The sequence below is a fragment of the Streptomyces sp. NPDC047869 genome, assembly GCF_040704065.1.
In the GTDB taxonomy this organism is placed as follows: Bacteria; Actinomycetota; Actinomycetes; order Streptomycetales; family Streptomycetaceae; genus Streptomyces.
The window spans coordinates 58,626-72,829 of the sequence record NZ_JBEYRK010000032.1; the positions used below are offsets into that span (position 1 = coordinate 58,626).

General features: G+C 73.9%; 16 protein-coding genes. 4 read left to right on the plus strand and 12 right to left on the minus strand.

Features of this window, described 5'->3' with window-relative positions; translation table 11 throughout:
• Positions 1–21: 21 nt before the first annotated feature.
• Positions 22–1,302 carry a streptophobe family protein gene (locus AB0924_RS31110; protein WP_358934363.1) on the plus strand — a complete coding sequence of 427 codons (1,281 nt, stop codon included), beginning with the start codon at positions 22–24 and terminating at the stop codon, positions 1,300–1,302.
• Between the two features lie 40 nt (positions 1,303–1,342).
• Here the strand turns inward: AB0924_RS31110 and AB0924_RS31115 are convergent, their stop codons facing one another.
• The 4 genes from AB0924_RS31115 to AB0924_RS31130 all read right to left on the minus strand — a co-directional run bounded on the left by AB0924_RS31115 (position 1,343) and on the right by AB0924_RS31130 (position 5,712).
• Positions 1,343–2,302 (minus strand): serine/threonine-protein kinase, encoded by a 960-nt coding sequence (locus AB0924_RS31115; RefSeq protein ID WP_358934360.1) that lies wholly within the window; start codon positions 2,300–2,302, stop codon positions 1,343–1,345.
• On the minus strand, positions 2,302–2,853 hold the full coding sequence (locus AB0924_RS31120; RefSeq protein ID WP_366913148.1) for a hypothetical protein: 552 nt from the start codon (positions 2,851–2,853) through the stop codon (positions 2,302–2,304). Before AB0924_RS31120 ends, AB0924_RS31115 begins: the two co-directional genes overlap by 1 nt.
• Complete coding sequence (locus AB0924_RS31125; protein WP_366913149.1) at positions 2,850–5,219, minus strand: FHA domain-containing protein; 2,370 nt, start codon at positions 5,217–5,219, stop codon at positions 2,850–2,852. Before AB0924_RS31125 ends, AB0924_RS31120 begins: the two co-directional genes overlap by 4 nt.
• Before the next feature lie 82 nt (positions 5,220–5,301).
• Positions 5,302–5,712 (minus strand): hypothetical protein, encoded by a 411-nt coding sequence (locus AB0924_RS31130; RefSeq protein WP_358934354.1) that lies wholly within the window; start codon positions 5,710–5,712, stop codon positions 5,302–5,304.
• Between the two features lie 311 nt (positions 5,713–6,023).
• Here AB0924_RS31130 and AB0924_RS31135 point away from each other — a divergent pair, with 311 nt between their 5' ends.
• A complete protein-coding gene (locus AB0924_RS31135; protein ID WP_366913150.1) occupies positions 6,024–6,398 on the plus strand; it encodes a nuclear transport factor 2 family protein in 375 nt (124 codons plus the stop codon).
• Positions 6,399–6,596: 198 nt separating this feature from the next.
• On the opposite strand, the gene mgrA is transcribed toward AB0924_RS31135, so the two are convergent.
• Positions 6,597–7,589, minus strand: a complete 993-nt coding sequence (gene mgrA, locus AB0924_RS31140) for an L-glyceraldehyde 3-phosphate reductase (protein WP_358934350.1) — start codon at positions 7,587–7,589, stop codon at positions 6,597–6,599.
• Between the two features lie 111 nt (positions 7,590–7,700).
• Here mgrA and AB0924_RS31145 point away from each other — a divergent pair, with 111 nt between their 5' ends.
• Together AB0924_RS31145 and AB0924_RS31150 are read left to right on the plus strand one after the other, a co-directional pair.
• The gene (locus AB0924_RS31145; RefSeq protein WP_358934348.1) at positions 7,701–8,591 is read left to right on the plus strand and encodes a LysR substrate-binding domain-containing protein; all 891 of its coding nucleotides are present in this window, start codon (positions 7,701–7,703) and stop codon (positions 8,589–8,591) included.
• A 100-nt stretch (positions 8,592–8,691) separates the two neighbouring features.
• Positions 8,692–9,207, plus strand: coding sequence for a DUF664 domain-containing protein (locus AB0924_RS31150; protein ID WP_366913152.1), 516 nt, complete (start codon positions 8,692–8,694; stop codon positions 9,205–9,207).
• Here the strand turns inward: AB0924_RS31150 and AB0924_RS31155 are convergent.
• The 7 genes from AB0924_RS31155 to AB0924_RS31185 form a co-directional block, all read right to left on the minus strand.
• A complete protein-coding gene (locus tag AB0924_RS31155) occupies positions 9,189–10,259 on the minus strand; it encodes an adenosine deaminase (protein ID WP_366913154.1) in 1,071 nt (356 codons plus the stop codon). The genes AB0924_RS31150 and AB0924_RS31155 overlap by 19 nt on opposite strands.
• 48 nt (positions 10,260–10,307) lie before the next feature.
• Positions 10,308–10,715, minus strand: coding sequence for a VOC family protein (locus AB0924_RS31160; protein ID WP_366913155.1), 408 nt, complete (start codon positions 10,713–10,715; stop codon positions 10,308–10,310).
• Between the two features lie 142 nt (positions 10,716–10,857).
• Positions 10,858–11,787 carry a M48 family metalloprotease gene (locus AB0924_RS31165; protein ID WP_366913156.1) on the minus strand — a complete coding sequence of 310 codons (930 nt, stop codon included), beginning with the start codon at positions 11,785–11,787 and terminating at the stop codon, positions 10,858–10,860.
• A complete protein-coding gene (locus AB0924_RS31170) occupies positions 11,784–12,155 on the minus strand; it encodes a BlaI/MecI/CopY family transcriptional regulator (protein WP_358934338.1) in 372 nt (123 codons plus the stop codon). The genes AB0924_RS31165 and AB0924_RS31170 overlap by 4 nt, the downstream gene beginning before the upstream one ends.
• A gap of 152 nt (positions 12,156–12,307) precedes the next feature.
• Positions 12,308–13,213 carry an aldo/keto reductase gene (locus tag AB0924_RS31175; RefSeq protein WP_358934336.1) on the minus strand — a complete coding sequence of 302 codons (906 nt, stop codon included), beginning with the start codon at positions 13,211–13,213 and terminating at the stop codon, positions 12,308–12,310.
• 58 nt (positions 13,214–13,271) lie between these two features.
• On the minus strand, positions 13,272–13,811 hold the full coding sequence (locus AB0924_RS31180; RefSeq protein ID WP_366913157.1) for an HXXEE domain-containing protein: 540 nt from the start codon (positions 13,809–13,811) through the stop codon (positions 13,272–13,274).
• Positions 13,812–13,890: 79 nt separating this feature from the next.
• Positions 13,891–14,058: a hypothetical protein gene (locus tag AB0924_RS31185; RefSeq protein ID WP_358934332.1), complete on the minus strand. Its 168-nt coding sequence runs from the start codon at positions 14,056–14,058 to the stop codon at positions 13,891–13,893.
• Between the last annotated feature and the right edge of the window lie 146 nt (positions 14,059–14,204).

The following is a 14,204-nucleotide window of genomic DNA, read 5'->3' on the forward strand; positions in this document are numbered from 1 at the left end:
GCCCTGCCTAGCCTGACAAGGGTGAACCCTGTGCCCGCCGCCGCACGGCCCGCCGCACACCACGGCTGGGTGCGGGCCGTGGTGACGGTGCTGTCCGGGCTGGCCGTGATGTTCGTCCTCGCCGCACTCGGGCTGTGGGCGGCCGGCGCCGCCGGGCTGCCCGACGGCGCCTTCGCGCCGGTCGTGACCGCGACCGTGGTGACGGCGGTCGGCGGCACGCTCGAACTCAGCGGAGACGCGGGTCCGCTGGCGCGGACCGGGGCCGGACTCACCGTCGTGCCGCTCTCCGTGACCCTGGCCGGGGCCCTGGTGATCGGCGCGGGTTTCCTGCGGCCGCTGCGGCACCGGGCGGTCGCCTCGGCCGGAGAGCTGGCCGGCTGGGCCGCACGGATCGCGCTGCTCTGGCTGCTCGCGCTGATCGGCCTCGGCCTCACCGCCCGCCGGACCTTCGCCGTGGACGTGGGCGACGGCACGCTCAGCGATCTCACCGATCTGTTCGGCGGGGCGCCGACGGTCGGGTTCACCACCGATGTGCCGCTGACCGTGCTGTTCGGGCTGCTGTGGCTGGCCGGTGTGCTGCTGCTCGCCCTGCTGGTGGCGCCCGGCGCCCCGCTGCCCGGGCGGCTGCTGCGGCTGCGCGAGCCGGTGCGCCCGGCCGCGCACGCCGTGGTCCTGCTGCTGCTCGGCTACGTCGCCGTCGGCCTCGTCGTGGCGCTGGTCTCGGCGGCGACACGCGGGCACCCCGCCGAGACGTTCGCGGTGATCCTGCTCGGGCTGCCCAACCTGGCCTGGCTCGCTCTCACCCTCGGCCAGGGCGCCACCTGGAACGGCCGGGTGGACGGTCCGTTCGGGCTGCCGATGCCCGAGGTGCTGGACCACGTCCTGCGCGGGCCGGGCATCGCCACGCTGAACCTGCGCACGCTCACCGAGCGGGACAGCGGGATGTGGTGGCTGCTGGTCGCCCAGGTGGTGCTGACGTCGGCGGTGGCCTTCCTGATGGCGGCACGGTGCCCGGCCGGGGTCCGGGCGTGGCAGCACGCGGTGCGCCTGGCCGTCGCCCTGGCCCTGACAGTTCTGATGGTCTGTCTGCTCTGCCGGATCTCGGCGCACTACGGGCTGTCGCTGCTCGGCATCGGTGATCTGGGCGGCGGCCTGTCCGGGGAGCTGTTCCTCAGACCCCGGCTGTGGCAGGCGGTGAGCCTGGGCGCGCTGTGGGGGCTGGCCACCGGCTTCCTGGGCGCCCTGCTGGCCCGGCCGGTGCACCGGCGGGGCCTGGTCGACGTCCCCGGGGGTCCGGCCTGACCGGGCCCTGGGGTGAGCGAGGGCCCGGCTTGACCCCGCCCTAAGGTCCGGTGCGGCGGAAGACCGGTTCGGCCCATCGCGGTGGCGGCTGGGGTTCGGCCGGCGCCGGGTGGTCCGGTGCCGTGGGGGCGGGGGCGGCGCGCAGGGCGGCGACGAAGTCGAGGCAGGTGCCGTAGCGGGCGTCCGGGCTCTTGGCGAGCGCGCGGGCGAAGACCGCGTCGACCCCTCGGGGCAGGCCGGGGCGGACGGCGCTGGGCGGGTCCGGTTCGGCGTACTGGTGGGCCCACAGCAGGGCCATGTCGTCCTCGCGCCGGAAGGGCGGGCGTCCGGTCAGGGTCTCCTGGACGACGCAGGCCAGGCCGTAGACGTCGCAGCGGCCGTCGACGGGCCGGCCGGAGATCTGTTCCGGGGCCACGTAGTCGAGGGTGCCGACGAACTGGCCGACGCTGGTGAACCCGGTCAGGGACAGCGACTTCTTGGTCAGCCCGAAGTCGGTGAGGTAGACGTGCTCGGGGTGGTCGCTGTCGGTGCCGCGGGCGATCAGGACGTTCCCGGGTTTCACGTCCCGGTGGACCAGGCCGTGCTCGTGGGCGGCGTCCAGCGCGGAGGCCACCTGGGCGGCGATGCGCACGGCGTCGGCGAAGGGCAGCGATCCGCGCTCGTCGAGCAGATGGCGCAGGTCGCTGCCGGGGACGTAGCGCATGGCGATGTAGAGCACGCCGTCCGTCTCGCCGGCCTCGAAGACGGGCACGATGTGCGGGTGGTCGATGGCGGCGGCCACCCGGGACTCGTGGGTGAAACGTTTGCGGAAGGTGTCGTTGCGGGCGAGTTCCGGGGCGAGCAGCTTGAGCGCGACGGTGCGGTCCAGGCGCAGGTCGCGGGCGCGGTAGACGACGGCCATGCCGCCGCGGCCGATCACGCTCTCGAGCAGGTAGTCCGCCACCCGGTGTCCGGTGAGTTCCGGGGGCCGCTCCGGGGACAGGTCCGTCCGGCCGGCCATCAGGGCTCACCCCTGGGGGCGGCGTACCGGGTGGGGGCGTGATCGGGCGTGCCGCCGGAGGCCGGGCGCTCGGTGGCGTAGGTGTGCAGCCGGCGTCCGTCGCCGTACATCCAGCGGCCCTCGTCGGGGTCGTAGACCCACATCGACTCGCCGTCGACCACGATCCCGATGCGCAGGGCGCGGGTGCGGTCCTCGAAGGCCCGTCCGTCCAGGCCCCCGTCCGCGAGCTCGCGGACGGCCGCCCGGTAGCCGGCCAGGGCCCGTTCGGCGCGGGCCAGCAGGGGGAGCGGGTCCGCGGTGGCGGCGGGCGGCTTTCCGGCGGCGGGCGGGTCCTGGGGTACGGCGACCAGGTGGCGGCCGTCCACCCAGGCGGCCCAGCCGTTGGCGCAGCGGATGTGTGCCCAGTCGCCGAGCCGTTCGACCAGTTCGACGGGCAGCAGCGGGTCGAGGGACACCGTGGGGCGGGCCGGGTCCGGGGCCTCCCAGGCCGGCATGCCGTCGGGCGGCACGACGTGGGTCGGCCGGAACACGGAGGGGCGCTGTCCGCTCATCGGGCCGCCCGTTTCCGCATCACGGCGGGTTCGTGCCGGCGCAGCAGCGGGACGACCAGCAGGCCGTAGACGGCGGAGAGCACCAGCAGCATGCCCAGATCCAGCAGCCAGACCCCGGCCGAGTGCCGGAACAGCGGGTCGGCGGTGACGGTGCCCGGCACGATCCGGGCGAGCCCGATCGTGCCGGCCATGGCGCCGAGCGCCCACCGGGCGGGGACCAGCCAGGACAGCTGTTCCAGGCCGGGCACGCCGTGCAGCGGGAGCAGCGCGCCGCAGAAGACGACCTGGACGATGGCGAGGAGCACCAGCAGCGGCATCGTCACCTCCTCCTTGCGCACCAGCGCGGAGACCAGCAGACCGAGCATCATCGCCGTGAAGGCCAGCAGCGCGACGGCGAGGGTGATCTCGGCGAGCGGTGGCAGCAGGACGCCCCGGCCGCCGGGGGCGTTCAGGTCCACGCCGAGCAGTGCGACCTGGGTGAGGACGACGGCCTGGACGACCGTGACCGTGCCGAGCACCACCACCTTGGACATCAGATACGCCGACCTGGGCAGGCCGACGGCGCGTTCGCGCCGGTAGACCGCGCGTTCCTTGACGAGTTCACGGACCGCGTTGGCGGCCCCGGTGAGCACGGCGCCGACGCACAGGATGAGCAGCGCGTTCATCGCGGTGTCCCGGGTGAGCCGACTGCCGGCCAAGGCCCGGGCCATGGCGCCCATGACGAACGGGAGCGCGAGCATCACGGCGAGGAAGGTGCGGTCGGCGGCGAGGACGGCGGTGTAGCGGCGCACGAGGGTGCGGAGCTGGGCGCCCCAGCCGCGGGGGCGGAGCGGTGGCACGGGTACGACCGGTGCGGCGGAGGGCAGGCGGGGCTGGGAGCCGGCCTCGGTGACGTAGTACCGGTGGAACGGGGAGTCGCGGTACTCCCCCGCCCAGTCGCGGTCCTGGTCGCGGTCGAAGGCCTCGAAGGCCTCCGGCCACTGCTCGAAGCCGAAGAAGGCGAGGGCGTCCTCGGGCCGGCCGTAGTAGGCGATCCGGCCCCCGGGGGCGAGCACCAGCAGGCGGTCGCAGACGTCCAGGCTGAGCACGCTGTGCGTGACGACGATGACGGTGCGTCCGTCGTCGGCGAGGCCGCGCAGCATGTGCATCACCGACCGGTCCATACCGGGGTCGAGTCCGGAGGTCGGCTCGTCGAGGAAGAGCAGGGACGGTTTGGTCAGCAGCTCCAGGGCCACGCTGACCCGCTTGCGCTGGCCGCCGGAGAGGCTGTGCACGCTCTGGTCGGCCCGTGCCTCGAGGCCCAGCTCCCGGATCACCTCGTCCACCCGGTCCCGCCGCTCGGCCCGCGCGGTGTCGCCGGGGAAGCGCAGCTCGGCGGCGTAGGACAGGGCGGCGCGCACGGTGAGCTGGGGGTGCAGGATGTCGTCCTGGGGGACCAGGCCGATGCGCCGGCACAGTTCCGCGTAGTCGTGGTAGAGGTCGCGGCCGTCGTACAGGACGGTGCCGTGATCGGCGGGGCGCTGTCCGGTGAGGGCGCCGAGCAGCGTGGACTTTCCGGAGCCGCTCGGCCCGACGACGGCGAGCAGGCACTTCTCCCCCACCGGGAAGGAGACGTGGTCGAGGATGACCTTGCCGCCGTCGTCGACGGTGACCGTGAGGTCCTGCACGTCGAGCGAGACCTCGCCGGTGTCGACGTACTCCTGCAGTTCGTCGTCGACCAGGCAGTAGGTGATGTGGCCGATGCCGACGAGGTCACCCGGGCCGACCGGCGCCTGGGTGACGGGGGCGCCGTTGAGATAGGTGCCGTTGTGGCTGCCGAGGTCGGCGATCTCGTAGCTGCCGTCGGCGTGGGCGCGCAGTTCGGCGTGGTGGCGGGAGACGGTCAGGTCGTCGACGACGAGATCGTTGTCCTCGGCCCGTCCGATGCGGATGGTGCGGACGGGCAGCGGCCGGACGCTGCTCGGGGCCCGGTAGGTACCGGTCAGCTCGGGGTGCGAGACGACCGAGGGACCGTGCGCGGCGGGCTCGGCGGGCTCGGCGGGCGCGGGCGGGCCCACGGGGACGGCGCGGGGGCCGTCGGAGGGGTTGCCGAAGCGTATGACGCTGCCGGGGCGGACGTCCCACTCGTCGATGCGCAGGCCGTCGGCGTAGGTGCCGTTGGTGCTCTGCGCGTCCCGCAGCGTCCAGCGGTCGTGGTCGCAGCGGAGCACCGCGTGGTGCCACGAGACCCGGTCGTCGTCGAACACGATGTCGCTCAGCGGATCGCGCCCGACGTGGTAGTCGTGGCCCGGGTTCATCACCGTGGAGCCCGCGTCGGTCTCGAGCACGAGTTCGGGTGCCGCCGGGGCGATTGGCCGCTCCGCCATGCCCAGAATTGTACCGATTCGACCATTCGTGCGCCCGGGAGGCGAGACGACGGGCGGCGCCCGGCGGACCCCGTGGCACGTGTCAGGCGACGGGCACGACGAGCGCCGGGAGGGTGCGCTGCATGCGCAGGGCGTCCACCGACTCGGCGAGCAGCTCGTACTCGGTGGTGTCGTCGCTGGCCGCTATCCGCACCAGCCGTCCGCCCGCCAGTTCGTCCGCGATCAGCTCCTGCCGGGCGTCGTCGGCGCACCAGGCGCGCAGCAGGGCGGGGACGTCGGCCACCGTGTCCGCCACCGGGACCAGCGCGGCGGCCGGGAAGGCGGCGTCCTGCGGGCTCGGGTCCAGCCGCTCGGCTATCCAGGACGCCCGGTCGCGCAGCCACCACAGGGCCAGCGCCAGCGTGGGCGCGCGATAGGTACCGAGCGGAACGCCGATACGCCGCCCGCCGCACGTGCCGTACGCGGTGACGTGGCACAGGAATTCGTCGTGCACGATCACTCCCCCGTCGCCTCGCTGGTGTGCCGGCCGGCCCTCGCTCTCCGTGCGGCTCCTGTGCGGTGAAGTGCCCCTGCTATTCGAGTATCGCCACTCCCGAAACACTGTCACCATGACTTTCCGGCCAGTCTCCTGGCATATTCACCGCACTCTCTGGCCGAAATACCCCGGGTATACGAAGGCGCGTCATTACCCGGGAGGTAATCGACCGGCCCCGGGCCGCTCGGGCATGGTGGTCACACCGGATCGGCGAATCCCGGATCCGGTTCCTGACCAGCGGTTACGACCTCGATGGAGGCTGATTCACCATGTCCGTGAACTACGAGAGCGCCGTCGCCCGTTACTTCGAGGCCTGGAACGCCGTCGAGCCGGAGGCGCTGCGCAAGGCGGTCGCCGAGGCCTGGACGGAGGACGGCGGCTACACCGACCCGCTGGCCGAGGTGCGCGGCCACGAGGGCATCGCGGCCGTGATCGCGGCGGTCCACGAGCAGTTCCCCGGCTTCGTGTTCCGCCCCCACGGCGCGGTGGACGGGCACCACGACATCGCGCGCTTCGGCTGGGAGTTGGTGAACGAGGCGGACGGGTCGGCCCCGGTGGCCGGGTTCGACGTGGTCACCCTGGACGGCGAGGGCCGCATCCGGCAGGTGCTGGGTTTCCTGGACCGGGTTCCGCCGGCGGCCTGAGGCCGGGGCCGGCGACGACACCGAACGGAATTCCGGATTCGCAATTCGGTAACGCACCACGGTGCCGCACGGAGATCGCGGCCCGTGGTGCCCGTGGCGGCACGAACGGCGGCCGGACACCGATGGTCCGGCCGCCGTTCCCGCTGTTCTCAGCCCTTTACGAAGGCCATGTTCTCAGGCCTCACAAAGACCGTGTTCTCAGCCCTTCACGACGGCGTCGATACGCGCCAGTTCCTCGTCGTCGAAGTCGAGATTGCGCACCGCGCCGACGCTGTCCTCGAGCTGCCGCGGGCTGCTCGCGCCGACCAGCGCGGAGGTGACCCGGCCCCCGCGCAGCACCCAGGCCAGGGCGAGCTGGGCCAGGGTCTGCCCGCGGGACTCCGCGATCTCGTTCAGGGCGCGCAGCCGGCCGACCAGGTCCTCGGTGACGGCGTCCGAGTTCAGGAACGGGCTGTCGCTCGCGGCCCGGGAGTCCTCCGGGATGCCGTCGAGGTAACGCCCGGTGAGCAGGCCCTGCTCCAGCGGGGAGTAGACGACGGAGCCGGCCTGGAGCTCGTCCAGGGCGTCCAGCACGCCCTCGTCCTCGGGGCGCCGGTCGAGCATCGAGTAGCGCGGCTGGTGGACGAGGAGCGGGGTGCCGAGATCCGCGAGGATCCGGGCGGCCTCACGGGTCTGCTCGGCGGAGTAGTTGGAGACGCCGACGTACAGCGCCTTGCCCTGCCGCACCGCCGTGTGCAGGGCGCCCATCGTCTCCTCCAGCGGAGTGTCCGGGTCGAAGCGGTGCGAGTAGAAGATGTCGACGTAGTCCAGGCCCATGCGCTTCAGGCTCTGGTCGAGCGAGGACAGCAGGTACTTGCGCGAGCCCCATTCGCCGTACGGGCCGGGCCACATCAGGTAGCCGGCCTTGGTGGAGATCACCAGTTCGTCGCGGTAGGGCGTGAAGTCGGCCTTCAGGGCCTCGCCGAGGGCGGACTCGGCGGCACCGGGCGGCGGGCCGTAGTTGTTGGCCAGGTCGAAGTGGGTGACGCCGAGGTCGAAGGCGCGGCGCAGGATGGCGCGCTGGGTCTCGGCGGGCCGGTCGGGCCCGAAGTTGTGCCACAGGCCGAGCGACAGCGCGGGGAGCTTCAGGCCGCTGCGTCCGGTGCGCCGGTAGGGCATGTCGGCGTAGCGGTCGGGGTGTGCGGTGTACAACGCGACTCCAGAGGGGTTGGCACAAGATCTACCGGTTCCACTCTTCACCGGCCGACGGTCAGCGGTCCAACAGGAGAATCCGATGGTATTCAGCGGATAGGGTTCTCAATCATGGAACTGCGCCACCTCCAGCACTTCGTCGCGGTCGCCGAGGACCAGCACTTCACCCGGGCCGCCGAGCGCCTCATGGTGTCCCAGTCCGGCCTGTCGGCCTCGATCCGGGCGCTGGAGCGGGAGTTGCGGGCGCCGCTGTTCGTGCGGACCACCCGTCGGGTGACGCTCACCGAGGCGGGGCGGGCGCTGCTGGTGGAGGCGGAGCGGATCCTGGCGCACGTGCGCTCGGCGCACGAGGCGGTGGCCGCGGTGCAGGGCGTGCTGCGCGGCACGCTGGCGCTGGGCACCGAGCAGTGCATCGCCGGGGTGCATGTGGCGGGGCTGCTGGCGGCCTTCCGGCGCCGCCACCCGGACGTGGAGATCCGGCTGCGGCAGGCCGGCTCGGGGGCACTGGCCGAGGAGGTGGCCGCCGGGCGGCTGGACCTGGCCTTCGCCTACCGCACCCAGGCGGACACCGACCAGCTCCGCTCGGTTTCGCTGACCAGCGAGCCGATGACGGTGCTGTGCCATCCGAGCCACCGGCTCGCCGGGGCCGGCTCGGTGCTCGCGCCGGACGATCTGGCCGGCGAGGTGTTCGTGGACTTCCACCCGGACTGGGGCCCGCGCCGCACCACCGACGCCGCCTTCACCGCGGCCGGTGTCCGGCGCACGGTCGCGCTGGAGGTCAACGACGTGCACAGCCTGCTGGACCTGGTCGACGAGAACCTCGGCATCGCCGTGGTGCCGCGGCACTTCCGGCACAAGCGCCCCTCGCTGACGGCGCTGCCGGTGAAGGGGGCGGTCGAGGCGGAGTACGAGACCGTCGCCCTGCTGCCCCCGGAGCGCGCCACCAGTCCCGCGGCCCGCGCCCTCGTCACGCTCCTGGAGACGGACGGCGTGACTCCCTGACGGGAACCGCCCGGTGGGCCGGGTGGCAGGCCCGGCGACGGCTCGGCCGGGCGAGCGGTTGCGGACGCGTGGGCGGGCGCGATGCGCGATGGTGGACGTCATGCATGCCAAGGACATCCTCATCGACGGCTACGGCCGCATCCAGGAAGAAGTCCACGCCGCCCTCCAGGGCCTGGGACCCGACGAGCTGCACTTCCGTCCGGCGCCCGGCGCCAACTCCGCCGCCTGGCTCGTCTGGCACCTCACCCGGGTGCAGGACGACCACGTCGCCGACGCCTTCGGCCTCGACCAGGTCTGGCTGTCCCAGGGCTGGGAGAAGCGCTTCGGCCTGGACCTGCCCCGCCACGACACCGGTTACGGGCACAGCCCGGAGGAGGTCGCCAAGGTGCGCGTCGAGTCGGCGGAGCTGCTCACCGGGTACCACGACGCCGTGCACGAACAGACCCTGGGCGCCCTGCGCGGCCTCGCCGCCAAGGACCTGGAACGGATCGTGGATGAGCGCTGGGACCCGCCGGTCACGCTGGGCGCGCGCCTGGTGAGCGTCCTGTCCGACGATCTCCAGCACGTCGGACAGGCCGCCTACCTGCGGGGGCTCGCTCAGAGCGCGGCCGCGTAACCCGGCAGGACCACGTCCTCGAGGAGCGCCCTGCGCTCGTCGAACGGGATGAACGCGCTCTTGACGGCGTTCACGGTGACCGTGCGCAGGTCCTCCACCGTCCAGCCGGCCTCCTCGACCAGCAGGGACATCTCCCGGGTCATCGTCGTGCCCGACACCAGACGGTTGTCGGTGTTGAGGGTGACCCGGAAGCCGAGGTCCTTCAGCGCGGTGATGGGGTGCCCCGCGATCGAGTCGGCGCAGCCGGTCTGGAGGTTGGACGTCGGGCACATCTCCAGCGGGACGCGGCGGTCGCGCACCCAGCCGGCCAGCCGGCCGAGCTTGCCGTCCACGATGTCCTCTGTGATGCGCACACCGTGGCCGATGCGCTGGGCGCCGCACACCTGCAGGGCCTGGTGGATGCTGGGCAGGCCGTGCGCCTCGCCGGCGTGGATGGTGAACGGCACGTTCTCGCGGCGCAGGTGCTCGAAGGCGGCCAGGTGGTCGGCGGGCGGGAAGCCGTCCTCGGCGCCGGCGATGTCGAAGCCGACGACGCCCGCGTCGCGGTAGGCGACGGCCAGGTCGGCGGCCTCGCGGACCCGCTCGAACATCCGCATGCCGCAGAGCAGGGTGCCGACGCGCACCGGGGTGCCGGCGGCGGCCGCCTTGGCCATACCGGCGGCGAGGCCCTCCTGGACCGTCTCCACGACCTCGCGCATCGACAGCCCGCCCCTGGTGTTCAGCTCGGGGGCGTAGCGCACCTCGGCGTAGACGACACCGTCGGCGGCGAGGTCGAGGACGTACTCCTCGGCGACCCGCAGCAGGCCCTCGCGGTTCTGCATGACGGCGAGGGTGTGCTCGAAGGTGGCTATGTAGCGGACCAGGTCGCCGGAGTTGGCGGCCTCGAAGTACCAGGCGGCCAGCTCGTCGGCGTCGGTGGTGGGCAGGGTGTGGCCGACCGCGGCGGCGAGGTCCACGACGGTGGCGGGGCGCAGGCCGCCGTCGAGGTGGTCATGCAGGACGGCCTTGGGCAGGCGGCGGACGACGTCGGTGTCTACGCGCGTAGCGGTCATGGCGTTCTTTCCTTGGGCGGGTGGTTCGGGGTGGCGGGAGGAGGGGTGTCAGCCGGCGGGCTGGAGCAGGTCCCAGCGGTTGCCGTACAGGTCCCGGAAGACGGCGACCGTGCCGTACGGCTCCTGCCGCGGCTCCTCCAGGAAGGTCACGCCGGCGGCGGCCATCCGGGCGTGGTCTCGGGCGAAGTCGTCGGTGTGCAGGAAGAACCCGACGCGGCCGCCGGTCTGGTCCCCCACCCGGGCGCGCTGCTCCTCGTCCTTGGCCCGGGCGAGCAGCAGTCCGGTGCCGTGGCCCGCCGCGACCCCACCCAGCGCGTCCGGCTCCACGACGACCCAGCGGGAACCGTCCGGCCGGGGCTCGTCCTCGGCCAGCCGGAAACCGAGGGGGCCGGTGTAGAAGCGGATGGCCTCGTCGTAGTCGTCCACGACAAGGGTGACCAGGGCAACGTGTCGCATCGGGGCCTTCCGGTGGGGGTGGACTGGCGGGTGAGGTTATACGTAAAACCCCGCGAGCGCCAGTCACCGTCGCCAAGGTGACGCACAGGTGGGTGGACGCGGGCTCGTGGACCACCGGCGGTCCGGCGGTCCGGCGGTCCGGTTACGGGCTCTGATCGCCCTGGGCGATCTCGACCCGGTGGTGGACGTCGGCCAGGCCGGCCGCCGAGGCCACGCAGGAGACGGCGGCGCAGACGAGGAGCAGTACGGCGATCGGGCGGCCGGCCCGGCGGGGATCGCGGGCGCCGGCCAGCAGGGCGCGGACCCGGTGCGGGACCGGGCCGTCCGTCGCGGCGGCGGCGAAGGCGGGCCGTCCGGAGTGGTCGCCCTGGGCCGCGAGGGCGGCGCGGGCGATGGCACGGGCCGTCAGGCGGCGGTCCCCGACCCGGGCGGCGGCGGCCTCGTCGGCGGCGCGCTCGGCGGCGAGCCGGACGCTGTCGCGGACCGGGCGGAGGGCGGGGTGGCAGTGCGCCGCGAGTTCGGCGGCGGCGAGGAAGTAGTGGTGGCCGCCCTCGTTGTGCGCCCGCTCGTGCGCGAACAGCGCCTCACGCTCCGGGGCGTCGAGACAGCGCAGCATGGCGGTGGTGACGACGATCCGGTGCGGTCGGCCGGGCAGGGCGTAGGCGTCCGGGCGGACGGAGTCCACCACGCACAGGTCGCCCGCGGCGGGCCCCCGCCCGGCCTCCGTGCGGGCGGTCCGCAAGGCACGGGCCTGGCGCAGGACGGAGCGGGCCAGGGTCGCGGCGCACACCGCGAGGGCTCCGACGGAGACCGCGGCGGCGGGCAGGACCACGAGGTCCGAGGCGGTGCGCAGGGGATGGATCAGCTCACCGAGCGCGGCGAACAGCGGCAGCTTGAGCAGACCCGTCAGCAGGAAGACGCCGAGCGCGCCCAGCGAGCAGCCCGCCAGGACGACCGCGCACGCGGTGACCGCCCACAGCGCGGCGACCGGGGCCAGCCGGTCGAGCGCCCGGCGGGCCAGGGCCGGCAGGGCGAACGGCAGCAGCAGCGGCAGCAGGAGCAGGGCGGTCATTGGTCGCCGGGCTCCAGCAGGTCCCGCAGGATGCGTTCGTCGCCGGGGCTGAGCTGGGCGACGAAGCGGGCGAGGACGGTCTCGCGGTCGGCGTCCCGGTCGAGTTCGGTGTGCATCCGGCGGGCGGTCAGACCCTGGGCGTCCTGGACCGGGAAGTAGGCGTAGCCGCGCCCCTGGCGCCGCCGCCCGACGATGCCCTTGTCGTGCAGCCGGGTCAGGATCGTCGTGACCGTCGTACGGGCGAGGCCGCCACCGAGGCCGAGCTGGACCTCGCCGGGCGTCTGGGGCGTGCCGGCGGCCCACAGGGCGGCCATCACGCTCGCTTCGAGTTCGCCGGCCGGCCTGCGCGCGTCCCTGGCGTCGGTCATCGGATCGTTCCTCACCCCGTCCTCGTCCACGGTCCACCGGACCGGCTACGCCAGTGTAGTCGGTCCGGTGGACCGTGCCCGTCCGTCCGGTGCCCGCGCCGCCGGGCACCGCCCCGGGTGGCGGCCGTCGGCACGTGTGGCCGGTCCGGCGGTCAGCGGGTCCGGGAGCGGGCCTCATCCAGCCGGGCGAGCTCCTCGCCGGTGAGCCGCAGCGCGCCGGCGGCGACGTTCTGCACGAGGTGGGCGGGATCGCCGGTGCCGGGGATGGCGAGGACGTGCGGGCCCTGGTGCAGGGTCCAGGCGATGCGGATCTGGGCGGCGCTCACGCCGTGCGCCCGGGCGGCGGAGAGGACCGCCTCGTCGTGGGCGGTGGTCGCCCCGTGCTCCGCCGCGTCACCGGCGACGGCGTAGAAGGGGACGAAGGCGATGCCGTGCTCGCCGCACAGGCGCAGCATCTCGTCGCCGACGGGGTCGGGCCGGTCCACCGCGTACCGGTTCTGCACGCACACCACCGGCGCGGTCTCCAGGGCCTCGGCGAGGTGCCGCGGTTCGACGCCGGAGACGCCGAGGTGCCGGATCAGCCCGGCCTCCCGCAGCTCGGCGAGGGCGCCGAAGTGCTCGGCTATCGAGTCCTGGCTCTGGCGGCGGTAGTTGACGACGTCGAGGTGGTCACGGCCGAGCTGGCGCAGGTTCTCCTCCACGTGCCCGCGCAGCTCGTCGGGGCGGGCCGCGGCGCCCCACTCGCCCTGCTCGTCGCGGTGGGGGCCGACCTTGGTGACGATGACCAGGTCGTCGGGGTACGGGGAGAGCGCGCTGTTGATCAGTTCGTTGGCGGAGCGCAGGGACGAGAAGTAGAAGGCCGCCGTGTCGATGTGGTTCACACCGAGTTCGACGGCTCCGCGCAGCACGGCGAGGGAGCGCTCCCGGTCGCTCGGGGTGCCGAGGTGGAAGGCGGCGCTGCCCGTCAGCCGCATGGCACCGAGGCCGATGCGGTGGACGGGCAGGTCGCCGAGACGGACGGTGCCGGAGGCGGCCGCGGTGATCGTTTCGTGGGTCATCGGCGGAGTCTCGCACGCGGTGTCCCGCCGGTCACCGGGTTGTGGAGCGCGGGCACGCTCAGCCGCGGCGGGTCACGAGTCGCCGGGCCAGGACGTGGGTGCCCGTCGCGGCGGCCGCGGCGAAGGCCAGGCCCCGCACGGCGTCGAGCGGCCGGGCGGGGCGCAGGACCCCGGACCTGCGCAGACGGCCACGGGCCCACAGGGTGAAGGGAAGGACCACCAGCGGCGTGGTGACCGAGCCCGGCGTGTAACCCCGGACCACGGCCGCCTGGGCCAGGTGCACCAGACCGTGCAGGCCGAAGGCGTCGAGCGCCGTCTGATAGAGGGCGGAGCGGCCGCCGGTGCGACGGCCCTCGGCGGCGGCCGCCGCCACCACGACGGCCATCACGGCGACGGCCGTGGTGAACTCGCGGCCGTCCACCGCCCCGAGACGCCGCCACACCGTCTCCGGCACGCCCGGGAAGCGCTCGCGCAGCTCCGGGAGCCGCGTCCGCACCCAGCGCGGCACCATGACCACTTCCTCGGCGTCGTGCACGGCCCAGGCGGCCAGCAGCCCCAGGGTGACGGAGGCACCCACATCCCGCGGTTCTCGTGTCATGAACCCGCAGTCTGTCAAACGGAGTTGACGGCCTCTCGCGCGGCACCCGCCGGGACGGCCGCGTCGTCCGACGGGGCGGTCAGTCCTCGTCCTGTCCCGGCACCACGACGAGGAAGGCGTCCGACTTCAGGTCCATCACCACGGTGGCGGCCTCGCCCTGGGCGCGGCGCGCGGCCGCGTACTCCTCCGCGGGCCACGATCCGCGCGGGGATCCCGCGGGGAATCGCTCCAGCACCTTCGCGCTCATGGCGGCTCACACCTCCTGCGTCGGGACCGGCCCGGACCGTTCACGGCCCGCAGTCTCCGCCTGCCCGGGACGGCCGCGGTCATGTCCCGCATCCGCACGGCAGGCGCGTCGGGGATGTCCCGCATCCGCACGGCACGCGCGCGTCG